Raw genomic sequence first — 22,179 nt, 5'->3', positions numbered from 1 at the left:
TCATCGGGACTGCAGTAGTTCCGCCATCTTCGGCATGACCGCCTGCAGCGCCTTGACCGGCCGCAGCATCACCTTGACCGAGGTGATCTGACCGGCGTCGTTCCACTCGATCATGTCGATGCCGTTGATGTGGATACCGTCGAGAGACACGGTGAACTCCAGCACCGCGGACCGTTCGGCGTACCACTGCCCGACGTAGCGGAAGTCATTGCCGCCGAAGAGTTTTCCAGCTGCGCTGAGACAGGCGGCCGCCTTATCGCGGCCCTCTTGCGGGGCGAAGCGAGCGGGTGGATGAAAGACCGCGTCCTCGGCGAGCAACTCGCCCAGCCCCTGACCGGAGTGGTTCTCGACGACGTCGACCCAACGTTGGATAACCGGTGGTGTCAGCCCCATTTTGGCAACCGATCGTCGATCACACCACAACTGGGCGCTCGTGGCGGGTCATTGCGGCTCCGCCGCCACCGTGTGCGGGGCTCTGAGAATCCGTTGACGGTGTTCCGTTCTGACTTCGGTATTGACCGCTGACGACGGGCGCCCCAACTCCGGCAGCGACCGATCCGTCGACATCGACGACCTGCAATCCGGTCGAGCGCCATCGGGGTGACCGCACTCGCGCCCCACCCCTGAAACTGCCGGCTTCAGAAGTCCCAGTCCTCATCCTCCGTGTTGACCGCCTTGCCGATCACGTAGCTGGATCCCGATCCCGAGAAGAAGTCGTGATTCTCGTCGGCGTTGGGGCTCAGCGCCGACAGGATCGCAGGGTTGACGTCGGTCTCGTCGCGCGGGAACAGCGCCTCATAGCCGAGGTTCATCAGCGCCTTGTTGGCGTTGTAGCGCAGGAACTTCTTGACGTCCTCGGTCAGGCCCACCCCGTCGTAGAGATCCTGGGTGTACTCGACCTCGTTGTCGTAGAGCTCGAAGAGCAGCTCGTAGGTGTAGTCCTTGAGCTCGGCGCGGGTCACCTCGTCGCTCATCGCCAGGCCGCGCTGGAACTTGTAGCCGATGTAGTAGCCGTGCACGGCCTCGTCGCGGATGATCAGCCGGATCATGTCGGCGGTGTTGGTCAGCTTGGCCCGGCTGCTCCAGTACATCGGCAGGTAGAACCCGGAGTAGAACAGGAAGCTCTCCAGCAGCGTGGAGGCCACCTTGCGCTTGAGCGGCTCGTCGCCCTTGTAGTACTGCATGACGATCTCGGCCTTGCGCTGCAGGTTCGGGTTCTCCTCCGACCAGCGGAACGCGTCGTCGATCTCGGCGGTGGAGCACAGCGTGGAGAAGATGTTGCTGTAGCTGCGGGCGTGCACCGACTCCATGAACGCGATGTTGGTGTACACCGCCTCCTCGTGCGGGGTCAGCGCATCCGGGATCAGGCTGACCGCGCCGACGGTGCCCTGGATGGTGTCCAGCAGCGTCAGCCCGGTGAACACCCGCATGGTGAGCTGCTTCTCGTTGGCGGTCAGGGTGTTCCACGACGGGATGTCGTTGGACACCGGGACCTTCTCCGGCAGCCAGAAGTTTCCGGTCAACCGATCCCAGACCTCGGCGTCCTTGTCGTCCTGCAGGCGGTTCCAGTTGATCGCAGAGACGCGGTCGATCAGCTTCATTCCCTCGGACACCAGGACCCCATTTCGCCGGATTGTCCACTGGCCTTTTCAGTGGTGTGAGCAGTTCTACAGGCTGCTACCGACACTACAACTTGTTGGGGCCCAAAACGTGTGACGCCGCAACATCTTGTGTCCGGCGTGTCGCGGATGTTTCGGCCGAACTCGCATTCCGGCAGGCCCGCTCTCGCACTTTGTCTGCGTAGGTGCAATGTCGGCGCAGCTGCGCGGCCGCTACCCGGCGCTGACCAGGCCGTGCTGGATCGCATACAGGCTGGCCCCGATCCGGTTGGTCGCGCCGATCTTGGCGTAGGTGCGCTCGACGTGGTTGCGCGCCGTCTTCCCCGAGATCCCCAACGCGGCGGCGATCTCCTTGTTCGACGCGCCGCGGGCCACCAGGCACAGCACCTCGACCTCGCGTGGCGTCAGCCCGCCGGGCCGGGGACGCGGCCCCTGCGCGCGGTGCCCGGCGGCGTGCAGCACCGCGTCGACGGCCACCGCGTCCAGCTGCCCGGCGCGCACCCGTTCCCGCAGCCGGGCCGCCGCGGCCGACGCCGACAGCTCACGCCGGTAGGGACGCGGCTCGCAGGCCGACCGGTAGGCCACGGCCGCGGCCAGCACCCGGTCCGGCAGGCTCAACGCCGCCGCGGACAGGCCGCGCGGATAACCCGACCCGTCCAGGTGCTCGTGGTGGTTGCCCGCCACCTGGGCCACCTCCGCCAGCCCGCCGACCTGACTGAGTATGCGCACGGTCAGGTACGGATGCAGCCGCACCCGCTCGAACTCCGCCCCGGTCAGCGCCCCGGGCTTCGACCAGACCTGATTGGACACACCGATGCGGCCGAGATCGTGCAGGTGCCCGGCGCGCCGCACCACCGTGACGGTGTCGGCGTCCATGCCCAGCACGGTGGCGGCTCCGGCCGCCAGCTCGGCGACGGCCCGCGAATGCCCCAGCGTGAAGGGACATTTCAGGTCCACGAAGTCGCCGAGGGCCACCAGCAGCGGGTCGAGCTCCGCGGCGGAGAGCGGGCGACGGTCGTCGGGCGCCTCGGCCAGCGCGACCGCCCACACGTCACCCGTCGCCGGCGTGGCCAGCACCACGTCGGCACCGGCGACGAACGCGTCGACGACCACCGGATCGAACTGACCGCCCCGGCGGCTACGCGCCATCGCGACCGCGCCGGCGACACCGTAGGTCCGGTGGTGCACCTCGAGCATGTCGGCCAGTTGTGCCACCCGCATCGGCAGCGGGATCTGCTCCCCGCCGACCCCGCTGGGCAGCCCGCCGCCGTCGTAGCGCTCGAAGGTGAACCCCAGCGCCGTCTGCACGTCGTCGCTCAGCCCGAGCCGGTGGGCCAGCATGCTCGCCGAGGAGCAGTGCGAATGGATCAGCTGGGAGATGTTGCCCCGCGCGTCGGCCATCAGGGTGGCGATCAGGCTCAGCCGGTGCAGCAGGGGTTCTCCCCGCCCGGCATTGCTCAGCAGGAAGCGCAGGTACGGCAGGCCCGACCAGTCGACCAGATAGGAGTCGCGGCGAACCGCGATGTCGTCGCCGAACCAGCGCGCGTACTCGTGGGAATCGGCGTGGCACCCGATCCACATGATCAACGCGGTGTAGTAACAGCAGTCGCGCTGCGGACGGTCCAGCCCCAGCCGGTCGGCGATCCTTGTCGCGATGACCGCCGAGCGCAGCATGTGTTCGGCCGGCTGGCCCAGCCCGAGGTCGATGGCGATGGACAGCGCCGCCAGCAGTTCGGCCCTGCTGGGTGATCGGGCCGGGTGACCGGCCGACGGCGCCATCCCACGATTCTGCCTGGCCAGGACGGCGTTGGTCATGTCAACGCCAAGGTGCGCTCGGCCGCTACATGCCGATCGGCGTCGAAGGCCTCGAAGTGGCCGGATCCGATCAGCCCGATGCCGCGCTGCGGCAGCCGGAAGTCACCGATCCGGGCCTGGCGCAGCAGCGGCCCGATCGGGCCGAGGTTCTGACCGCCGAGCATCGCCCGGGAGCCGGTGACCGCCCAGATCGTCTTCGGCGCCACCATGTATCGCTGACCGTTGGCGGCGGTGCCGGTCAGCCGGATGTCGCCGACGCCGAGGGTGGCACCGGCCGCCCGGCTGATCACCGACAGGGCCGTCGGGTTGGTCCACGCAGCACCGGGCAGCCGTCGGCCGATCGAGGTCATCAACCGGGTGGCCGGGGTGCTCTGCATGTGCACCGACCACTGCAGCAGTCCAGGGATTTCGACGTCCACCGACCACGGCGAGGTCCAGCCGACCTCGATGTCGCACTGGATCGGGTCGTTCGGGGTGGCGGAGCTGAAGTACCGGGCGCAGCTCTGCTGCCCCGGCGTCGTGGCGTAGAACGTCCACGTGCAGGAGGGGTCGCGGTGCCACACCGACGCGTACGCGGGCGCGAAGGTGGTGGCCGGGAACTGGCGCAGTGCCAGGTAGTGGCCGTTTGCGAACGGAAGGCCCATGATCCCGAAACCGACGAATCGTTCGTCGTCTCCGGCGGGCAGGACGGGATTGGCGGTGACCGCCGCGGCGGCGTCACGGGGGGTGAGTGTGGTGTTCATGCGTTTGATCGTCCGCGCGGCGCACGGGCAAAACATGGGGCATCTGCCCCATTTCTGCAGTCAGGCCACGTGTTCGCTGCGCTGCACGCCCTCGTGCAACGGGAGGTCCGGGTCGATCCGGACGCCGAGGATCTCGCAGGTGCCGTTGATCGAGCCCATCATGATCGTGGTCAGGTAGTCGACGAACTTCTCCCGCGGCAGCCGGCGCGGGGTGGCGTCGTCGGACCCCAGCCACCAGTCGGTCGCCGATGCGGCCGCACCGAACGTGGCGAATGCGGCCAGCTCGAACGCGGCGCTGTCGAGTTCCATCTCGTGCAGCTCGTTGCTGAACATGTCGGCCATCGCCAGCGTGATGTCGCGACCCTCGTTGAGCGCTCGCATCGTGGACTCGGTCTGCTCGGCGAACCGGCCCTGCATCAGGAAGCGCACCACGTTGGGGTGTTCGTCGACCAGCCGGACGTACTGCTCGACGGCCCGGAAGATGACCGCGCGGGCCGGGTCGGTGGAGATGTTGATCGTCGGGAAGATCGCGCCCCACAGCATGTCGCGCATGCGCTGCGCGATGGCCTGGAAGAGGTCGGACTTGTCGGTGAAATGCCGGTAGATCTTCGGCTTGGCGGTGCCGGCCTCCTCGGCGATCTCCCGCAGCGACACCTCGGGCCCCTGTGCGTCGATGGCCCGGAACGCGGCGTCGACGATCTCGGAGCGGACCTTCTTGCGGTGCTCGCGCCAACGCTCGCTGCGGGCGTCCACCTTGACGCCCGTCGATTCGTCGGCCGAACGCGGCCTCGACCCTCGTCGCACGCGCATCACTGTACCCGTTGGGATGCCGCTGACCTGCCCAGACCGGGCCGCCTCGCCGCCCCGCACGGGACTGGCAGGCAAATTCACCCGCTGCGTTGTACCCAGCAAGTTTGGGTACTATCTGCAGCGACAGCCGCTCAACGAGACGAGATTTATGACTCAGCGATACGACCTTGTCATCGCAGGCGGGGGGCCGTCGGGGTCGGCCGCCGCGTGGCAGGCCGCACAGACCGGCGCGAACGTGGTGGTGCTGGACAAGGCGCAGTTCCCGCGCGACAAGCCGTGTGGGGACGGCCTGACCGCGCGCGCGGTCAGCTACCTGCAGAAGATGGGTCTGGCCGAGGAGGTCGCGACCTTCCACCGGGTGAACCGGGTCACCGTGTTCAGCCCGAGCCGGTGGGAGCTGTCGTTCCCGAAGCGGCCCGGCATGCCCGATCACGGTCACACCGTCAGCCGCACCCATCTGGATACGGTGCTGCTGAAGCACGCCGAGTCCGCGGGTGCCGAGGTCCGCCAGGGCGCCGAGGTCACCGGCCCGGAGTTCGACAGCAACGGCCGGGTGATCGGTGTGGTGCTCAAGGGCGGCGAGAAGGTGTACGGCGACGCGGTGATCGCCGCCGACGGCGCCTACTCCCCCATCAAGCGTGCGCTGAAGATCGACTCGGACTACAACGGCTACTCGGCGATCGCGATCCGCTCGGAGATGCCGGCCAACCGCGCGGACTCCGACAGCCTGGACATCTACCTGAAGCTCGTGTTCGAGGGCGACCAGCTGCCGGGCTACGGCTGGGTGTTCCCGATGGGCAACGGGATGTTCAACATCGGGCTGGGCTATGTGAACAGCTACAAGAACTGGCAGTCGATCAACGCCACCCAGTTCCTAGGCGATTTCCTGCGCTCGCTGCCGCGCGAGTGGGAGCTGCCGCCGATCGAGGAGCTCAAGAAGAACAAGAGCGTGCGGGCCTGGCGGTTGCCGATGGGCTTCACCGCGTGGCCGCCGTGGCGTCCGGGCGTGCTGTTCACCGGGGATTCGCTGGGCGCGGGCAAGCCGGCCTCGGGCGCGGGCATCTCCAAGGCGCTCGAATCCGGCCTGGCCGCCGGCGAGTGCGCGATCGCGGCGCTGGTCAACGGTGGTCCGGACGACTTCACCAACTACGCGCAGCGGATGGAGGCCGCCTGGGGCCGGGAGTACCGCCGCGGGCGCTACATGCACAAGCTCATCGGTCAGCCCAGGCTGGCCGCCGCCGGGGTCAAGCTGATCGACAACGCCGCGTTCCGGGACCGGATGCTCAAGGCCCTGTACAAGAAGGCTCAGGGCCCCCAGCACACCTACTGACCGATCGACCGCGAGCAGACACAAAGTCGCCCACTTCGGGCCAGTTTCGGGCGCTCTTGTGTCTGCTCGCGGAACGAGCCGTCACCGAGCAGCTTGGCCCACGGTGCGGCGGCGCCCCGAATCCGCGTGTCAGCGTCCGGGCGTACCGTCGCGATCATGGAGCAACGCATCAGCCTGATCACGCTAGGCGTCGACGATCTGTCCCGGGCCCGTCGCTTCTACGAGCAGGGCCTGGGCTGGGAGCCCCGGGACGCACCGGACGGGGTCGCGTTCTATCAACTGCCCGGCATCGCGCTGGCCCTGTTCGGTCGCGCCGACCTCGCCGAAGACGCCCGCCATCCCGTCGACGGCCGGTTCAGCGGCATCACCATCGCGATCAACCAGCGCAGCGAAGCCGATGTGGACGCCGTGCTCATCCAGGCGGCGGCCGCGGGCGCAACCATCCTCAAACCCGCCGAGAAGGTTTTCTGGGGCGGCTATTCCGGGTATTTCGCCGACCTCGACGGCCACGTGTGGGAGGTCGCACTGAACCCGGCGTGGACGATCAACGACGACGGGACGCTGACCATCTGAGCGCATCAGACGTGGCCCCCCATTTCGTCGTGCTGCGCAGTTGGCGTCAGCGCCGACCGCGCTTGGCCGTGCCAGGCGTGCGGGCCACCTTGCCCGCAGCGGCGCGGGCGGCCTGCCGTGCGAGGGCTTTCTCCCGTGCGGTGCGCTTCGGCGCCGACTCGGCCTGTCCCCGCGACGAACCGGCCTTGCGGCCCCGCACGATCCCGATGAACTCCTCGACCAATACCGGCTGCTCACCCTTCGGGACGGCGAGCGCCACCGGACAGGTCGGGGCGTCGGCGATGGGACGATACGTGAGGTCCTTACGGTGATGCAGTCGCGCCAGCGACTGCGGGACGATCAGCGCGCCCATCCCCGCTGCGACGAGTTCTGTTGCGTCCGCGGTGGTCTCGGGCCGGTGATCGACCAGGACGCCGTGGGCGTCTGCCCAGGCGACGACATCGTCGAGTGGGAGCAGGATCGGCTCGCCGTCGAGGTCCGCGGCGGCGATCTCGTCGACGGCGCTGAAAACGTGATCGGTGGGCACCACGACCACCGTCGTCTCGTCGTAGAGAGGGATGACCGCAATCCCCGCCGTGTCGGCGGGCGGCCGCAGGATAGCGACGTCGACGGCGCCGGTCCGCAGTTCGGTGACCGCGCCCGCCGCCGTGACGGTGCGCAACTGCAGCGGCACATCCGGGTGGCGCTCCGCCCAGATCCGCGCCCACTTCGCCGGCGTCGCTCCGGGGACGTATCCGAGCGTGAGCGAGGACCGGGTCACCGCATCAGGCTACCGTTGTGCCCCATCGATAGGCTGACACCATGAGCAGGCCGAACGCGCAGTCCATGAAACCGGCCACGGCGGCCAAAAAGCTGGACGTGTACTTGCCCGCCACCCCTGCGGAGTTCCAGCAGAACCCGATCACCCGCAGCGACCTCGCCGCCCTGCAGGCCGACCCGCCGCAGTGGCTCAAGGACCTCCGCAAGGACGGGCCGCACCCCAAGAACTTGGTGGCCGCCAGGCTGGGCGTCTCCATCGCCGGTCTCGCGCGCGGCGGCGTCACCGAAGCGCTGACCACCGAGCAGATCGACGCGCTGCTCGAGGAGAAACCCGAATGGCTGATCGCAGAACGCGAGAGCTACCAGACGGTGCTGAGCGAGCAGCGACGCCTCAAGGCGCTGCGGGTGGAACGGGCCCGCGAGGACTGAGCCTCACCGCGAACGTGCCCTGACGGTGGTGAGGACAGTCTCGCGACTACCGTGGATGCACGCCCGCGAGAACGGCGGCGGTCACAACATGCAGCTGACGCAATTTTCCACCTCAGTGCCTGCCAGCGCCATCTGCCGCAGCCGGATGTAGTACAGCGTCTTGATGCCCTGGCGCCAGGCGTAGATCTGCGCCTTGTTCACATCCCGCGTGGTGGCGGTGTCCTTGAAGAACAGCGTCAGGCTCAGCCCCTGGTCGACGTGCTGGGTGGCCGCGGCGTAGGTGTCGATGACCTTCTCGTAGCCGATCTCGTAGGCGTCCTGGAAGTAGTCCAGGTTGTCGTTGGTCATGTACGGCGCCGGGTAGTAGACCCGCCCGATCTTGCCTTCCTTGCGGATCTCCACCTTGCTGGCGATCGGGTGGATCGAGCTGGTCGAGTGGTTGATGTAGCTGATCGAGCCGGTCGGGGGCACCGCCTGCAGGTTCTGGTTGTAGATGCCGTGCGCCTGCACCGACTCCTTGAGCCGGCACCAATCGTCCTGGTTCGGGATCCGGATGCCGGCGTCGACGAACAGGTTACGCACCTTGTCGGTCTTGGGTTCCCACACCTGCTCGGTGTACTTGTCGAAGAACTCACCTGAGGCGTACTTCGACTTCTCGAACCCGCCGAATGCCGTACCTCGTTCGATCGCAATGCGATTCGAGGCCCGCAGCGCATGGTAGAGCACGCAGTAGAAGTAGATGTTGGTGAAATCGACACCCTCTTCGGAGCCGTAGAAGATCCGCTCGCGGGCCAGGTAGCCGTGCAGGTTCATCTGCCCCAGGCCGATGGCGTGCGATTCGTTGTTGCCCTGCTCGATCGACGGCACCGACCAGATGTGGGTCTGGTCCGAAACCGCGGTCAGCGCCCGGATGGCCACCTCGATGGTCTGCGCGAAGTCCGGCGAGTCCATCGCCTTGGCGATGTTGAGCGACCCGAGGTTGCACGAGATGTCCTTGCCCACCTTGGCGTACGACAGATCCTCGTTGAACAGCGAGGGCGTGGACACCTGCAGGATCTCCGAGCACAGGTTGGAGTGGGTGATCTTGCCGTCGATGGGATTGGCCCGGTTCACGGTGTCCTCGTACATGATGTACGGGTAGCCCGACTCGAACTGCAGCTCGGCCAGCGTCTGGAAGAACTCGCGGGCCTTGATCTTGGTCTTGCGGATCCGGCTGTCGTCGACCATCTCGTAGTACTTCTCGGTCACCGAGATGTCGGCGAACGGAAGGCCGTAGACCCGCTCGACGTCGTAGGGCGAGAACAGGTACATGTCCTCGTTCCTCTTGGCCAGCTCGAAGGTGATGTCCGGGATCACCACGCCGAGACTCAGCGTCTTGATCCGGATCTTCTCGTCGGCGTTCTCCCGCTTGGTGTCCAGGAACCGGTAGATGTCGGGGTGGTGCGCGTGCAGGTACACCGCACCGGCGCCCTGCCGGGCGCCGAGCTGGTTGGCGTAGGAGAACGAATCCTCGAGCAGCTTCATGATCGGGATGACGCCCGAGCTCTGGTTCTCGATGTTCTTGATCGGTGCGCCGTGCTCGCGGATGTTGCTCAGCAGCAACGCAACTCCGCCGCCGCGTTTGGACAGCTGCAGCGCGGAGTTGATGGAGCGTCCGATGGACTCCATGTTGTCCTCGATGCGCAGCAGGAAGCAGTTGTGCACGACCGTGCCACGAATCGTGTAGGTGTGTGTGCCCTCGACGTGCAGGTTGTACACCTTCTTCGGCACGTCCTGGGTGCGCTTCAGTTCACGCACCCCGTACACGTGGCGGCCATGAACGACCTGGTAGGTCGCACGTGACGTCCCCTTCTGGCCGACGTAGTTGTGCAGGTTCTTGCCGATATCGAAGATGAAGTCCTCGTTGGCGCCCGGAAGTCCGGGCACGAACACCTGACCGGTCAGGTTGCCAGCTTGATTGACGTACTGCCGGACCCGGGACATGATCCCGATTCGGCGCAGGAGGAGCTGGACCTGGTCAATGAGCTCCGGGTTCACCAGGTCGAGCACCATCCCGCCGGTGGCGCTGCAGCCGTCGCCGCGGAAAAGCCCGGCGAGCAGACCGCGCTGGAACTCCTCGTCGGCTGTGAGGACGTCATGGGACAACCGCTTGTGGTGGTACCCCGTGCCGACCATCGACAGGAACAGCTCAGCGATGACCTTGCTGTTGCAGATCATGCGCACCGAATGGTCCGACACACTTTGGTTGACCGACAGATCAGCCGCGAACACCCGCTTGAATGCGGCCGCCAACTCCTGCTGATACTCGAGTTCGTGTGAACCGACCGTGAAGTGGATACCATTCGGCAACTTCCGGCCGTCTGGCCCCAAACGCTTGGAGACGTGCCCTTCGGCGACATACCAACCTAGAATCAACCCAAGATCGTACGACTCCTCGACGTAGCGATTCACCGACACGAACGTCATGCTGTGGCGCTGCTTGTTGCGATGCTTCAGGTCGCAATTGACCTTACGAATCAGCCCATCGACCTCCTCGTAGGTCCCTGAGCCGACGTGTTCCATTAAGTCGTGAATCCGCCGCCCACGCCGCTCCAGCGGTGCCGTGGTGACGATGAAATCCGACGCGTGAACGTCCTTGGCGGCCAGCCACACGAACCCATTGAACGGATCGGCCCCGTCACCGTCGATCAGCGTCTTCACATCGCGCGTGGTCCACACCAGGACCGGATGCTCCGGCGTGCACAGCATCGGCTCTTTGTGGCCGAAGTGCGAGATCGACACCAGTGCTTGATCATTGGTATTTTCGATGACCGATTCCACCAGCGCGAAGGACCCGTCGTGCGACAGCACACGATCACCCGGCTGCAGCGCATCGATTGCCCTGGGCCCTTCGGGGGTGTCGATCGGAGTTCCAGCCGGGAAACAGCTCACCGGCTCGCCGCGCTGCTTCTTGCCGGAGTTGAGGAAGGTCGGCGTCGCCGGCTGGAACCGCCCGTCGATGATCTCGTCGACCAGCTTCTCGGCCAGCGAGGTGTCCCCGGCGGCCAGCGTCAGCGACACCATGACCACGCGGTCCTCGAAGCGCTCGAGGTAGCGCTTCCCGTCGAAGGTCTTCAGCGTGTAGGACGTGTAGTACTTGAATGCGCCGAGGAACGTCGGGAAGCGGAACTTCTTGGCGTAGGCGCGATCCAGCAGCGTCTTGACGAAGTTGCGGGAGTACTGGTCGAGCACCTCGCGCTCGTAGTAGTTCTTCTGGATCAGGTAGTCGAGCTTCTCGTCCTGGTTGTGGAAGAACACCGTGTTCTGGTTGACGTGCTGCAGGAAGTACTCACGCGCGGCAAGCACGTCCTTGTCGAACTGAATCTTGCCGTCGGCGTCGTACAGATTCAGCATCGCGTTGAGCGCGTGGTAATCCGTCTCCCCGGGCAGCGCGTGCGCGCCGGTGGTTACAGGCTCTGCAGCTGTGACGGTTGGTGGCACGTCTGTTCCTTCCAGAATTCTTCCAGCCCCGCACGGACGGCTTCCACGTCGTCGGGAGTACCCATGAGTTCGAATCGGTAGAGATACGGCACGTTGCACTTGCGGGAGATGACATTGCCCGCGTAGGCGAATTCCTCGCCGAAGTTGTTGTTCCCCCCGGCGATGACGCCGCGGATCAACGACCGGTTGTGCTCGTCGTTGAGGAAGGCGATGACCTGCTTGGGGACATAGCCCCCGCTGTTGATGTCGGGTGTGGCCTTGCCACCGCCGTAGGTGGGCAGCACCAGCACGTAGGGCTCATCGACCTCGATGCGCCCGTGCAGCGGAATGCGGATGACACGGCCCTCGGGCAACCCCAACTTCTCGACGAAGCGGTGGGTGTTCTCGGACACGCTGGAGAAGTAGACGAGATTGCCCATCTGATGCCCCTGTGTCCCCTCGGTCGTTGGTGGTCCGCTGCCTCGGCAGGTGCTCAGGCAGATGCCGCGACCGCGCCCGCCAGCGCCTTGATCCGGTCGGGCCGGAAACCGGACCAGTGATCGCCACCCGCCACCACGACGGGCGCCTGCAGGTACCCCAGGGCCATCACGTAATCGCGGGCGTCGCTGTCGAGGCTGATGTCGACCACGTCGTAGGCGATGCCCTGCTTGTCGAGGGCTTTGTAGGTGGCGTTGCACTGAACGCAAGCAGGCTTGGTGTACACGGTGACGGGTGCGGGCTGAGTCATCTGCGGTACGGCTCCTCTGCGAGGTCGAAAAGCTGGCACTGGCAACTGGTCGGACGGTGCTTCCCGCTGAGTTTCAGCGGCCCGCGGGTCTCCAGAATTCCGGGCCACCGGGACCGCGTTCCGGTCCGTCGGAAAAACCGACGTCTCCGGGTCTGGCGGCTCCGGCCGACCTCTACATCTTGGGGGTCCGTCGGTGTTCGAAACACTACACCTAGTGTCCGACAATCAGAAGAGATACAAGATGTTCTGAATAACATTTTTGAAATTCCCAGGTCGTAAGCATCTGCACAGGTTTTCCTCCGGCGTGTCGCGTGTCACATCGGGGCATGTCGCACCCCACCGGACAGGTCTACCAGCGGCCACCGACAGACCGGGGCGCCACGGCGGCGGCCCCTACAGGCGCCAGCAAACTCTCAACGTCCGCAGCCGGCGGCTTCCGCAGTGCCCCGACCTCGGACGCGCCCACCGCCTGGGCCATCACGGCAAAGCGCGCCGGGAACCCGGGCTCAACCCGGTTCCCGGCGCGCTGTGAGCCCGGACTCAGCCGATCTCGGCGGCGAGCTTGCCGACGGCGTCGCGCAGACGGGCCGCGACCTCGGCGTTCTCCCGCGGATGCCTGCCGTCGAACACCTTGCTGGGCAATGCCAGCTCCAGGTCGTCGACGACCCGGGCGCCGGCGACGCCGAAGGACTTGCGGGTCTCGTCGTGCGCCCACACCCCGCCGTACTGCCCGAGCGACGTCCCGATCACCGCCAGCGGCGTGCCCTTCAGCGCACCGGACCCGTAGGGGCGCGACACCCAGTCGATCGCGTTCTTGAGCACACCCGGGATGCTGCCGTTGTACTCGGGGGTGACGACCAGCACCGCATCGGCGGCCGCAGCGGCGTCCCGCAGCGCGACGACGGGCTCGGGCGCCGAATCGTTGTCGATGTCCTCGTTGTAGAACGGCAGCTCACCCAGCCGGTCGAAGAGCTGCAGCGTCACGCCCAACGGGGCCGACTCCACCGCCAGTTCGGCGAGTTGGCGGTTGATCGACGCCGCCCGCAGGCTGCCCACCAGAACCAGCACCGTGCTGTTGAGACCGTCCGACATTCTGTTTCTCCTCCATGGCTGAACCTGCCTACGCAGGGGACTAACCGGACTGCAGTCCGAGTTATTCCGGCTTGGGTTAGAGTTGCGAGGTGACCGTGTCTGACCGGGCTTCCGCCCTGCCGGTGAGCGATTCCGGGCCGACCGAGCGCGGCGACGCCGCACGCAACCGCGCCCTGCTGCTGGAGGCTGCTCGTCGCCTGGTCGACGAGCGCGGTGCCGATGCGGTCACCACCGACGACATCGCCGCGGCGGCCGGTGTCGGTAAAGGCACCCTGTTCCGCAGGTTCGGCAGCCGCGCCGGCCTGATGATCGTGCTCCTCGACGAGGACGAGAAGGCCCAGCAGCAGGCCTTCCTGTTCGGGCCGCCGCCGCTGGGACCCGGCGCCCCGCCGCTGGACCGGCTGCTGGCCTACGGGCGGGAGCGGCTGAAGTTCGTCGACACCCACCATGCCCTGCTCTCCGACGTCGGCCGGGACCCGCAGATGCGGTTCAACGCACCGATGACGCTGCACCACAGCCACGTCCGCCTGCTCCTCGATGCCGCGGGCACCACCGGGGACCTGGACACCCAGGCGGCTGCGTTGTTGGCGCTGCTGGACGCCGACTATGTGCACCACCAGGTCACCGAACGTCACCGCACGCTCGACGAGCTGGGCGACGCATGGGAGGCGGTGGCCCGCAAGATCTGCGGGACATGACCGGTCCCGGGAAACCCTGGATCCTGCACATCGACCTGGATCAGTTCCTGGCCTCGGTCGAGCTGCGACGCCGGCCGGAGCTGGTCGGCCGGCCGGTGATCGTCGGCGGCAGCGGTGACCCGACCGAGCCGCGCAAGGTGGTGACCTGCGCGTCCTACGAGGCGCGGGCGTTCGGAGTGCATGCCGGCATGCCGCTGCGGGTGGCGGCGCGGCGCTGCCCGGACGCCACCTTCCTGCCGTCGGACCCCGCCGCCTACGACGAGGCGTCCGACCGGGTGATGGGACTGCTGCGCGATCTCGGCCATCCCGTCGAGGTGTGGGGCTGGGACGAGGCCTATCTCGGTGCCCGGGTCGCCGGCCTCGGCGAGGCCGTCGACCTGGCCCGCCGGATCCAGCAGATCGTCGCAGCCGAGACCGGGCTGTCCTGCTCGGTCGGGATCAGCGACAACAAGCAGCGCGCCAAGGTGGCCACCGGGTTCGGCAAGCCCGCCGGAATCCACGTCCTCACCGACGAGAACTGGATGACCACGATGGGCGACCGGCCCGTCGACGCCCTGTGGGGCGTGGGGCCCAAGACCGCGAAAAAGCTGGCGGGCATCCGCACCGTCGCCGACCTGGCGGGCACCGACGCCGCCGTTCTGACGGCGACATTCGGTCCGGCCACCGGCCTGTGGATCCTGCTGCTGGCCAAGGGCGGCGGTGACGAGACCGTCAGCGCCCAGCCGTGGATCCCGCGCTCCCGCAGCCACGTGGTGACGTTCCCGCAGGACCTCACCGACCGGGTCGCCATGGACTCGGCGGTCGACGAACTGGCGCGACGCACGCTGACCGAGGTGACCGACCAACAGCGCATCGTCACCAGGGTCGCGGTGACCGTGCGCACCGCCGCGTTCTTCACCCGCACCAAGATCCGCACCCTGCCGTCGCCGACCACCGACGCCGACCTCGTCGTCGCGACGGCGCAGGAACTGCTCGGACTCTTCCCGCTGGACCGGCCGGTCCGTCTGCTCGGCGTGCGCCTGGAGTTGGCGATGCCCGAGCAGCCGGCGCCCGCTGTCACCGTCGGCGGCTAACGTCGGGACCGTGCTGTCGACCGTCGCGATCCGCGGCTACCGCTCGCTGCGCGAGGTCGTGCTGCCCCTGCGCCGGCTCACCCTGGTCACCGGCGCGAACGGAACCGGCAAGTCGTCGCTGTACCGGGCACTGCGGCTGCTGGCCGACTGCGGCCGCGGCGAGGTCGTCGGCTCCTTCGCCCGCGAGGGTGGCGTCGAGTCGGCACTGTGGGCCGGCCCGGAACACCTCGCCGGTGCGCGCCGCACCGGTACCGCCCAGGGTGGCCCCCGCACCCGCACGGTGTCCATCGAAATGGGCTATGCCTCTGACGATTTCGGCTACCTCATCGATCTCGGCCTACCCCAGGACTCACAGACGGCCTTCGCGCGCGATCCCGAGGTCAAGCGCGAACTGGTCTTCGCCGGCCCGGTGGCCCGGCCCACGACGACGCTGGTGCGACGGGTGCGCGGGTTCGTCGAGGTCGCCGACGACACCGGCCGCGGGTTCGACGAACTCGCGCGCAACCTGCCCGCGCACCACAGCGTGCTGGCCGACTGGGCGGGTGCGGTGCCCGAGCTGGCGATGGTCCGGGAGCGGCTGCGGGACTGGCGGTTCTACGACGGTTTCCGGGTGGACGGCCACGCTCCGGCGCGCCGGCCGCAGGTCGGCACCCGCACCCCGGTGCTCGCCGACGACGGCGCCGACCTGGCCGCCGCCGTGCAGACCATCATCGAGACGGGAACCGGGGACCTGGCCCGCGCGGTCGACGCCGCCTTCGACGGAGCATCTGTGTCGGTCGCGGTCACCGACGGGCTCTTCGACCTGCACCTGCACCAGCGGGGCATGCTGCGGCCGCTGCGAAGTGCCGAAATCTCCGACGGCACCTTGCGCTTCCTGTTGTGGGCGGCGGCGCTGCTGAGCCCGCGGCCGCCGTCGCTGATGGTGCTCAACGAACCCGAGACCTCGCTGCACCCCGACCTGGTCGGACCGCTCGCCGAACTGATCGCCGCGGCCGCCACCCGCACCCAGGTCGTCGTCGTGACGCACTCGCCGACGCTGCGCGAGCGCCTGGGCGCCGAGCCGATCGGCGCCGACGGTGACGTCTGGGAGGTCGAGCTGTACAAGGACTGGGGCGAGACCAAGGTCGTCGATCAGGATCTGCTGACCACCCCGGCGTGGGACTGGGGCACCCGGTGAGGCTCAGCCCCGCCGCGGATTCGGTCGCAGCATCCGGGTGAACACCACGTTCACCCGCTCCATCACCTTGCTGTAGGGCCACCACATCGTGCGCTTGAACAGGTACAGCGCACGGATGTCGGGCGAGGTGTAGATCAGGAAGCGGTTACCTGCGACGCCGCGCAGGATCTTCTTCGCCGCGGACTCCGGAGCCACCGCGTGACCGCCGAAGCGGCGTATCCACCACTGCACCCGGGGATCCTCGCGGTCCACCCCGACGATCTGAGCCGAGTGCACCAGAGGGGTTTTCACCGCACCGGGCACCACCACCGACACCCCGATCCGGTGCCGGGCCAGGTCGAAACGCAACACCTCCGACAGCCCGCGCAGCCCGTACTTGCTCGCCGAGTAGGCGGCATGCCAGGGCAGCGCGACCAGCCCGGCGGCAGAGGAGACGTTGACCAGCTGCCCGCCGCGGCCCGCGGCGACCATCGGGGGCAGGAAGGTCTCGATGACATGGATGGGCCCCATCAGGTTGACGTCGATCATCGACTTCCAGTGCTGGTGGGTGAGCTGGTCGACGGTGCCCCATGCCGACACCCCGGCGATGTTCATCACGACGTCCATCGCCTGGTGGCGGGTGTGGATGTCGGCGGCGAACGCCGCGACCGCGTCGTAGTCGGCGATGTCGAGCGCCCGGTGCGCGGCCACCACGCCGCCCAGCGCGCGCGCGTCGGCCACCGTCGCGGCCAGGCCGTCGGCGTCGCAGTCCATCAGATACAGTTCCGCGCCGTGCGTGGCCAACCGCAGCGCGGTCGCGCGTCCGATACCGCTGGCAGCACCGGTGAGAAGGCAACGCTTCCCGGCGAACCCGTCGTCGAGGCGGCTCATCTGGACCATGGGAGCCGACCCTACCGGCGCCCCCGCACCGTCAGGCACGGCTCGCCCGGTGGGCGGTCGAGCGGGATCACGCCGCCGGGTCGCCGCCCCGCCATAACCCGTGCACCCACAGCTGTTCGACGACCTCGATCGCGGTCGCGGGGTCCTGGCCGCGTCCCACGAAGGCACTGTCGTGCGCCAGCGTCATCGAGGTGATCGCGGTCAGCGTGCGCACCAGCGAACGGAGATCATCGGTGACCGGCCGGGCGCCGGCATCCTGCTCGACCAGCCCGACGATCTTGTCGATCACGGTGTCCTGGAAGTCGTCCATGATCTCGCGGATCTGCGTGTCGCTGGTGCGGGCCAGGTTGCACGCGGCCATGACCGGATCGTTGGACGCGAACAGCGCTGCCGCGTACCCGACCATCCGCCTGGCGAACTCCAGCGGTGACTCCCCCGCCTCCCGTGGGGCGAAGTCGTGGGTGAGCTTGTCGAGTTCGGCCATCATCTCGCCGACGATGACCGCGAGCACGGCGTACTTCGACTCGAAGTAGAAGTAGAAGCCCGACCGCGCGACCCCGGCACGCTCGCTGATGGTGCTCACCGACATCTCGGCGAACGAGCACTCCTCGAGCAGCTCACGAACCGCCGTGACGATCGCCTCCCGCTGCCGGTCACCGCGGCTGCGACGGGTTTCGTTGAGTTCGGCAGTCATGGCCTAGACCATCGCACCAGGACTCGCCTCCCTCCAAACTTGACATGCGTCAAGTTGCCCCGCAAGGATGGTTGCCGGGTGACATCCACCACAGCTTGTCCTCTCAGGAGCGTTCGATGGCGACGATCAGCACTACTGACTACTGGCTTGACCAGGCCAAACGGCACCTCAAGCCGACACCGGTGACGATTCCGGGGATGGGCGCGGTGGAGAAACGCCTCAAGGAACGGGAATGGGATCAGTTCGTGCTCGCCGAGCCGCCCGCCGGCAGCGACCTGAAGGCCGTCCGGGGCGACGCCGGGCTGCCGATCATCGGCCACATGATCGAGATCTTCCGCGGCGGCCCGGACTTCGTCCTCGAGCTCTACCGCAAGCACGGACCGGTGTACTTCGCCGAGTCGCCGGCGCTGTCGTCGGTGATGGCGCTGGGTCCCGACGCCACCCAGGCGGTGTTCTCCAACCGCAACAAGGACTTCTCCCAGCGCGCCTGGGACCCGGTGATCGGACCGTTCTTCGAGGGCGGCCTGATGCTGCTGGACTTCGACGAGCACCTGTTCCACCGGCGGATCATGCAGGAGGCCTTCACCCGCGGCCGACTGGCCGGCTACGTCTCCCACATCGACTCGGTCGCCACCCGCGTGCTGGCCCACGACTGGGTCGCCGACGACCCGCGGTTCCTGTTCCACCCCGCCATCAAGGAACTCACCCTCGACATCGCCTCCGAGGTGTTCATGGGGCACCCGGCGGGCACCGACCGCGAACTGGTCACCACGATCAACCACGCGTTCACCACGACCACCCGCGCCGGCAACGCGATCGTCCGCAAGCCGGTGCCGCCACTGACCTGGTGGCGCGGCATCAAGGCGCGCAAGACGCTCGAGGACTACTTCTCCAGCCGGATCGGCGAGAAGCGCCGCTCGGAGAGCACCGACATGTTCAGCGTGCTGTGCCACACCGCCGACGAGGACGGCCAGAGCTTCACCGACGACCAGATCGTCAGCCACATGATCTTCCTGATGATGGCCGCCCACGACACGTCGACCTCGACGATGACGACGATGGCCTACCACCTGGCGGCGAACCCCGAATGGCAGGACCGGCTGCGCGAGGAGTCCGAGCGCATCGGCGACGCCCCGCTGGACATCGAGGCGCTGGACAAGCTGGAGACCTACGACCTGGTGGTCAACGAGTCGCTGCGAATGCAGACGCCGCTACCGTTCAACTTCCGCCAGGCCATCCGCGACACCGACCTGCTGGGTTACTACATCCCGGCGGGCACCAACGTGGTGACCTGGCCGTCGATCAACCACCGGTTGCCCGAGCTGTGGACCGATCCGGACAAGTTCGACCCCGAGCGCTTCGCCGAGCCGCGCAACGAACACAAGGGGCACCGCTACGCTTTCGCCCCGTTCGGCGGCGGCGCGCACAAATGCATCGGCATGGTGTTCGGTCAGCTGGAGATCAAGACCGTGATGCACCGGCTGCTGCGCAACTACCGGCTGGAACTGCCGCGGCCGGGCTACACACCGCGCTACGACTACGGCGGGATGCCCGTGCCGCTGGACGGCATGCCGATCATGCTCCGCCCGCTGCGCTGATCCCCCGTTCCGCCGAACTGGCATTCCGGCCGGGAAGTTCTCGCACTTCCCTGCCGGAATGCCAGTTCGGCGGCGCCAGGCCAGTGCGAGTTCGGCGGCGCCAGGCCAGTATCAGTTCGGCGGCGCGAGCAGCCGGTTGGCGCAGGCGATCACGGCCCGCAGCGCCGAATGGGTCGGGTCGTCGGACCACCCCATCGCCCACTCGGTGTTGGTGCCGGCGCAGCCGCGGACGAAGGTGGCGGTGTGCTCGCCGGCCGGCAGCTGGTGAAAGGCGGTCATCTCGACGGCGATCCCACGGTCATGGAGCATCGCGGTCAGCGCGGCGACCGGGCCACACGCCGCCGCATTCGATGTGCTGATGGTGTCGCCGAGCGCCAGCGTCGCCTGGTAGTTACGGGCCTGCGGGCCCAGCCGGCCGGACGGACGCTCGGAGTCGGTGCACGACCAGTGGCCCAGCCGCAACGGCCCCGCGGTGGCGAACTCGTCGACGAACTCCTCGAACGACTTGGTGTCGGCGTGCTCGCGCAGTGCGCGCGGCATCGGGGCGTCCACATGGGCGGCGAACGGCATCAGCGACGCGCCGTGGGGGGAGGCGAAAGAGGGGTTCATGTGCCGGGCCTTCAGAACTTCGAGGAAGCGACCGACGAGTAGCGACGACCCACAGCGAGGGGTCGGTCAGGATCAGACCCCGCTGCGGGCTGCTACTACGAATCGCCTCGGCACGAGGGCGACTCTAGACCCGGTCGCTCGATGAGCGCAAACACATATCGCGGTCACCGGGCCGGCGATGACCCGTTGGCACAATGTGCCGGTGGGTTGGTCGCACGTGGCGCTGCTGTTCGCGGCGGGCGTGCTCGGCGGGCTGACCGGCAGCATTGCCGGGCTGGCCTCGGTGGCCACCTACCCCGCCCTGCTGGTGGTCGGGCTGCCACCGGTGACCGCCAACGTCACCAACACCGTGGCGCTGGTCTTCAACGGCATCGGCTCGGTGTGGGGATCCCGGCCCGAGTTGGCCGGACAGGGCGCCTGGCTGCGGCGGATCCTGCCGTTCGCCGTGCTGGGCGGCATCCTCGGCGCGGTGCTGCTGTTGTCCACACCGGCGGAGGGCTTCGAGAAGATCGTGCCGCTGCTGCTCGGGTTCGCCTCGTTGGCCATCCTGCTGCCCACCCGCCCGGCCCGCGCGGCGCGGGTGGCCAGCCATCGCCGCCACACCACCCGGCTGGTCCTCGAGGGCGCAGCCATCTTCGCGATCTGTGTCTATGGCGGCTATTTCGGCGCCGCGGCCGGTGTACTGCTGCTCGCGCTGCTGCTGCGGGCCGGGGGCGCGACGCTCGCGCACGCCAACGCGGGAAAGAACGTCATCCTCGGGGCCGCCAACGGTGTGGCGGCGGTGATCTTCGCGATCGTCGCGCCGGTGCAGTGGCCGGCGGCCGCCGTGCTGGGCGCGGGCTGTCTGCTCGGCGCCCGACTGGGGCCCGTGGTGGTCCGGCACGCACCCGCGCGTCCGCTGCGGCTGGCGATCGGCGTCGCCGGCCTGGCACTTGCGGTCAAGCTGGGCGCCGACGCGTATCGCTGATCCGACCGACGGCGGTCACATGAACGGGTTGTCACCGCGGGTCACCCGGGAGCCCAGTTCGACGAGGTTCAACGCCGACGCGTGCAGCCGCTCCCCCGCCTCCGAGGAGGCCTGCCCGGCCAGGAAACGCGACCAGGTGCCCTCGATGACGATCGCGAGCTTGAAGCAGGCCATCGCCAGGTACCAGTACAGCCGGTCGGTCGGCCGTCCCCCGGCATCGCGGTAGGCCTCGAGCAGCTCGGCGCGGGTGGCCAGCCCACCCAGCGCGGCCAGCTCCGCGCCCGCGTTGATCGGGTTGGGCCCGTCCGGCCAGCAGATCAGAATCCAGCCGAGGTCCAGCAGCGGGTCGCCGACGGTGCACATCTCCCAGTCGATGAACGCGGCCAGCTCCGGGACGTCCCGGCGCAGCAGCACGTTGTTCAGGTGCGCGTCGCCGTGCATGATGCCGGGTTCGCCGTCGGGCGGCCGCTGGGATTCCAGCCACTCGGCCAACGGCCGCACCGACGGGAAGGACTCCGGAGCATAGTGCTCATGCCGATAGCTCTCCAGAAGCCGCATGAACTGCGGAACCTGGCGCGCCAGAAAGGATCCCGGCCGTTTCAGGTCGGCCAGCGCGCTGCCCCGCCAGGGCACCCACCCCAGCCGGGCCAGGCTGGCGGCATACGACAACCCGACGCGGTGGCGCATGCCGGCGTCTGCCACATAGGCCTCGTCGATCTCGTTGCCGGGGTTGAACCCGTCGACGGCCTGCATCAGGTAGAACACCACCCCGAGCACGTCGAGGTCCGCACATCCGGCGATCAGCTCGGGGTGCGGCACGTCGGTGCCGGCCAGCGTCTGCAGCACCGCGATCTCTCGGCGCATCGTGTTGTCGCTGGTCGGCCGGGGATGCTCGGGCGGGCGGCGCAGCACCATCGGGCGGCCGTCGACACACAGCCGCACGACGATGTTCTGCGTCCCGCCGGTCAGGGGTTGCACGTCGGTCACCGTCGACCCGATGCCGGTGCGCCGGACCCAGCCCTGCACTGCGTCCCGGTCGGCGTCGCTGAGCATCACGTCGACTAGCATGCGGCCATCCTGCCAGTGATTTCGGTGTAGTTGGTCACG

Annotated in this window: 21 protein-coding genes and 3 pseudogenes; 8 read left to right on the top strand and 16 right to left on the bottom strand. The window is 67.9% G+C overall.

The annotated features are described in order from the left end of the window. The 5 genes from JDV09_RS00645 to JDV09_RS00625 all read right to left on the bottom strand — a co-directional run bounded on the left by JDV09_RS00645 (nucleotide 1) and on the right by JDV09_RS00625 (nucleotide 4,981). Complete coding sequence (locus JDV09_RS00645) at nucleotides 1-393, bottom strand: nuclear transport factor 2 family protein (protein ID WP_221367173.1); 393 nt, start codon at nucleotides 391-393, stop codon at nucleotides 1-3. 245 nt (nucleotides 394-638) lie between these two features. Continuing rightward, complete coding sequence (nrdF, locus tag JDV09_RS00640) at nucleotides 639-1,601, bottom strand: class 1b ribonucleoside-diphosphate reductase subunit beta (protein WP_255604652.1); 963 nt, start codon at nucleotides 1,599-1,601, stop codon at nucleotides 639-641. A 231-nt stretch (nucleotides 1,602-1,832) separates the two neighbouring features. Further along, nucleotides 1,833-3,398 carry an HD domain-containing phosphohydrolase gene (locus JDV09_RS00635; protein WP_221367456.1) on the bottom strand — a complete coding sequence of 522 codons (1,566 nt, stop codon included), beginning with the start codon at nucleotides 3,396-3,398 and terminating at the stop codon, nucleotides 1,833-1,835. 32 nt (nucleotides 3,399-3,430) lie between these two features. Further along, nucleotides 3,431-4,177 (bottom strand): hypothetical protein, encoded by a 747-nt coding sequence (locus JDV09_RS00630; protein ID WP_221367171.1) that lies wholly within the window; start codon nucleotides 4,175-4,177, stop codon nucleotides 3,431-3,433. Between the two features lie 60 nt (nucleotides 4,178-4,237). After that, entirely contained in the window at nucleotides 4,238-4,981 is a 744-nt protein-coding gene (locus JDV09_RS00625; protein WP_221367170.1) for a TetR/AcrR family transcriptional regulator, read from the bottom strand. Nucleotides 4,982-5,135: 154 nt separating this feature from the next. On the opposite strand from JDV09_RS00625, the gene JDV09_RS00620 reads away from it, so the two are divergent. After that, entirely contained in the window at nucleotides 5,136-6,317 is a 1,182-nt protein-coding gene (locus JDV09_RS00620; protein ID WP_221367169.1) for a geranylgeranyl reductase family protein, read from the top strand. A 156-nt stretch (nucleotides 6,318-6,473) separates the two neighbouring features. Further along, complete coding sequence (locus JDV09_RS00615; RefSeq protein ID WP_221367168.1) at nucleotides 6,474-6,890, top strand: VOC family protein; 417 nt, start codon at nucleotides 6,474-6,476, stop codon at nucleotides 6,888-6,890. A gap of 46 nt (nucleotides 6,891-6,936) precedes the next feature. Here the strand turns inward: JDV09_RS00615 and JDV09_RS00610 are convergent, their stop codons facing one another. After that, the gene (locus JDV09_RS00610; protein WP_221367167.1) at nucleotides 6,937-7,650 is read right to left on the bottom strand and encodes a LysR family substrate-binding domain-containing protein; all 714 of its coding nucleotides are present in this window, start codon (nucleotides 7,648-7,650) and stop codon (nucleotides 6,937-6,939) included. A gap of 41 nt (nucleotides 7,651-7,691) precedes the next feature. Between JDV09_RS00610 and JDV09_RS00605 the strand changes: the two genes are divergently transcribed. After that, entirely contained in the window at nucleotides 7,692-8,078 is a 387-nt protein-coding gene (locus JDV09_RS00605; RefSeq protein WP_221367166.1) for a DUF5997 family protein, read from the top strand. A gap of 81 nt (nucleotides 8,079-8,159) precedes the next feature. Here JDV09_RS00605 and nrdE read toward each other — a convergent pair. From nrdE to JDV09_RS00585, 6 genes and pseudogenes are all read right to left on the bottom strand, one after another. After that, nucleotides 8,160-9,776, bottom strand: a pseudogene (gene nrdE / locus JDV09_RS27375) (class 1b ribonucleoside-diphosphate reductase subunit alpha); the annotation flags it as partial. 24 nt (nucleotides 9,777-9,800) lie between these two features. Next, nucleotides 9,801-11,009: pseudogene (locus JDV09_RS27370) on the bottom strand (LAGLIDADG family homing endonuclease); the annotation flags it as partial. Then, nucleotides 10,998-11,558, bottom strand: a pseudogene (locus JDV09_RS27365) (ribonucleotide reductase N-terminal alpha domain-containing protein); the annotation flags it as partial. The pseudogenes JDV09_RS27370 and JDV09_RS27365, both read right to left, overlap by 12 nt. Then, nucleotides 11,525-11,977: a class Ib ribonucleoside-diphosphate reductase assembly flavoprotein NrdI gene (nrdI, locus tag JDV09_RS00595; RefSeq protein ID WP_221367164.1), complete on the bottom strand. Its 453-nt coding sequence runs from the start codon at nucleotides 11,975-11,977 to the stop codon at nucleotides 11,525-11,527. The gene nrdI and the pseudogene JDV09_RS27365, both read right to left, overlap by 34 nt. Nucleotides 11,978-12,030: 53 nt before the next feature. Then, nucleotides 12,031-12,285, bottom strand: a complete 255-nt coding sequence (nrdH, locus tag JDV09_RS00590; RefSeq protein WP_221367163.1) for a glutaredoxin-like protein NrdH — start codon at nucleotides 12,283-12,285, stop codon at nucleotides 12,031-12,033. A gap of 540 nt (nucleotides 12,286-12,825) precedes the next feature. Further along, nucleotides 12,826-13,377 carry an NAD(P)H-dependent oxidoreductase gene (locus JDV09_RS00585; RefSeq protein WP_221367162.1) on the bottom strand — a complete coding sequence of 184 codons (552 nt, stop codon included), beginning with the start codon at nucleotides 13,375-13,377 and terminating at the stop codon, nucleotides 12,826-12,828. An 89-nt stretch (nucleotides 13,378-13,466) separates the two neighbouring features. Between JDV09_RS00585 and JDV09_RS00580 the strand changes: the two genes are divergently transcribed. Genes JDV09_RS00580 through JDV09_RS00570 form a run of 3 tightly spaced genes read left to right on the top strand, consistent with a single transcriptional unit; the run spans nucleotide 13,467 to nucleotide 16,325 of the window. Beyond that, the gene (locus JDV09_RS00580; RefSeq protein WP_221367161.1) at nucleotides 13,467-14,075 is read left to right on the top strand and encodes a TetR/AcrR family transcriptional regulator; all 609 of its coding nucleotides are present in this window, start codon (nucleotides 13,467-13,469) and stop codon (nucleotides 14,073-14,075) included. Beyond that, nucleotides 14,072-15,148 (top strand): DNA polymerase IV, encoded by a 1,077-nt coding sequence (locus tag JDV09_RS00575; protein ID WP_221367160.1) that lies wholly within the window; start codon nucleotides 14,072-14,074, stop codon nucleotides 15,146-15,148. Before JDV09_RS00580 ends, JDV09_RS00575 begins: the two co-directional genes overlap by 4 nt. Before the next feature lie 10 nt (nucleotides 15,149-15,158). Beyond that, nucleotides 15,159-16,325, top strand: a complete 1,167-nt coding sequence (locus JDV09_RS00570) for an AAA family ATPase (protein ID WP_221367159.1) — start codon at nucleotides 15,159-15,161, stop codon at nucleotides 16,323-16,325. 3 nt (nucleotides 16,326-16,328) lie between these two features. On the opposite strand, the gene JDV09_RS00565 is transcribed toward JDV09_RS00570, so the two are convergent. After that, on the bottom strand, nucleotides 16,329-17,195 hold the full coding sequence (locus tag JDV09_RS00565) for an SDR family oxidoreductase (RefSeq protein WP_221367455.1): 867 nt from the start codon (nucleotides 17,193-17,195) through the stop codon (nucleotides 16,329-16,331). Nucleotides 17,196-17,271: 76 nt separating this feature from the next. Continuing rightward, entirely contained in the window at nucleotides 17,272-17,898 is a 627-nt protein-coding gene (locus JDV09_RS00560; RefSeq protein ID WP_221367158.1) for a TetR/AcrR family transcriptional regulator, read from the bottom strand. Nucleotides 17,899-18,014: 116 nt separating this feature from the next. Between JDV09_RS00560 and JDV09_RS00555 the strand changes: the two genes are divergently transcribed. Further along, nucleotides 18,015-19,496, top strand: a complete 1,482-nt coding sequence (locus JDV09_RS00555; protein WP_221367157.1) for a cytochrome P450 — start codon at nucleotides 18,015-18,017, stop codon at nucleotides 19,494-19,496. A gap of 111 nt (nucleotides 19,497-19,607) precedes the next feature. Here the strand turns inward: JDV09_RS00555 and JDV09_RS00550 are convergent, their stop codons facing one another. Further along, on the bottom strand, nucleotides 19,608-20,105 hold the full coding sequence (locus tag JDV09_RS00550; protein ID WP_221367156.1) for a 2-isopropylmalate synthase: 498 nt from the start codon (nucleotides 20,103-20,105) through the stop codon (nucleotides 19,608-19,610). A 178-nt stretch (nucleotides 20,106-20,283) separates the two neighbouring features. On the opposite strand from JDV09_RS00550, the gene JDV09_RS00545 reads away from it, so the two are divergent. Further along, a complete protein-coding gene (locus JDV09_RS00545; protein WP_221367155.1) occupies nucleotides 20,284-21,072 on the top strand; it encodes a sulfite exporter TauE/SafE family protein in 789 nt (262 codons plus the stop codon). Between the two features lie 15 nt (nucleotides 21,073-21,087). On the opposite strand, the gene JDV09_RS00540 is transcribed toward JDV09_RS00545, so the two are convergent. Continuing rightward, nucleotides 21,088-22,140, bottom strand: a complete 1,053-nt coding sequence (locus JDV09_RS00540) for a phosphotransferase family protein (RefSeq protein WP_221367154.1) — start codon at nucleotides 22,138-22,140, stop codon at nucleotides 21,088-21,090. Between the last annotated feature and the right edge of the window lie 39 nt (nucleotides 22,141-22,179).

The sequence above is a fragment of the Mycolicibacterium xanthum genome (assembly GCF_019710635.1).
Classification (GTDB): Bacteria; Actinomycetota; Actinomycetes; order Mycobacteriales; family Mycobacteriaceae; genus Mycobacterium; species Mycobacterium xanthum.
This window is presented reverse-complemented; position numbering and strand designations above follow the sequence as displayed.

Excerpts from the sequence above, each read along its gene's own strand:
- JDV09_RS00645 (WP_221367173.1), bottom strand. The coding sequence starts at position 393 with ATGGGGCTGACACCACCGGTTATCCAACGTTGGGTCGACGTCGTCGAG.
- nrdF (WP_255604652.1), bottom strand. The coding sequence starts at position 1,601 with ATGAAGCTGATCGACCGCGTCTCTGCGATCAACTGGAACCGCCTGCAG.
- JDV09_RS00635 (WP_221367456.1), bottom strand. The coding sequence starts at position 3,398 with ATGGCGCCGTCGGCCGGTCACCCGGCCCGATCACCCAGCAGGGCCGAA.
- JDV09_RS00630 (WP_221367171.1), bottom strand. The coding sequence starts at position 4,177 with ATGAACACCACACTCACCCCCCGTGACGCCGCCGCGGCGGTCACCGCC.
- JDV09_RS00620 (WP_221367169.1), top strand. The coding sequence starts at position 5,136 with ATGACTCAGCGATACGACCTTGTCATCGCAGGCGGGGGGCCGTCGGGG.
- JDV09_RS00615 (WP_221367168.1), top strand. The coding sequence starts at position 6,474 with ATGGAGCAACGCATCAGCCTGATCACGCTAGGCGTCGACGATCTGTCC.
- JDV09_RS00605 (WP_221367166.1), top strand. The coding sequence starts at position 7,692 with ATGAGCAGGCCGAACGCGCAGTCCATGAAACCGGCCACGGCGGCCAAA.
- nrdI (WP_221367164.1), bottom strand. The coding sequence starts at position 11,977 with ATGGGCAATCTCGTCTACTTCTCCAGCGTGTCCGAGAACACCCACCGC.
- nrdH (WP_221367163.1), bottom strand. The coding sequence starts at position 12,285 with ATGACTCAGCCCGCACCCGTCACCGTGTACACCAAGCCTGCTTGCGTT.
- JDV09_RS00585 (WP_221367162.1), bottom strand. The coding sequence starts at position 13,377 with ATGTCGGACGGTCTCAACAGCACGGTGCTGGTTCTGGTGGGCAGCCTG.
- JDV09_RS00575 (WP_221367160.1), top strand. The coding sequence starts at position 14,072 with ATGACCGGTCCCGGGAAACCCTGGATCCTGCACATCGACCTGGATCAG.
- JDV09_RS00565 (WP_221367455.1), bottom strand. The coding sequence starts at position 17,195 with ATGAGCCGCCTCGACGACGGGTTCGCCGGGAAGCGTTGCCTTCTCACC.
- JDV09_RS00560 (WP_221367158.1), bottom strand. The coding sequence starts at position 17,898 with ATGACTGCCGAACTCAACGAAACCCGTCGCAGCCGCGGTGACCGGCAG.
- JDV09_RS00555 (WP_221367157.1), top strand. The coding sequence starts at position 18,015 with ATGGCGACGATCAGCACTACTGACTACTGGCTTGACCAGGCCAAACGG.
- JDV09_RS00550 (WP_221367156.1), bottom strand. The coding sequence starts at position 20,105 with ATGAACCCCTCTTTCGCCTCCCCCCACGGCGCGTCGCTGATGCCGTTC.
- JDV09_RS00545 (WP_221367155.1), top strand. The coding sequence starts at position 20,284 with ATGACCCGTTGGCACAATGTGCCGGTGGGTTGGTCGCACGTGGCGCTG.
- JDV09_RS00540 (WP_221367154.1), bottom strand. The coding sequence starts at position 22,140 with ATGCTAGTCGACGTGATGCTCAGCGACGCCGACCGGGACGCAGTGCAG.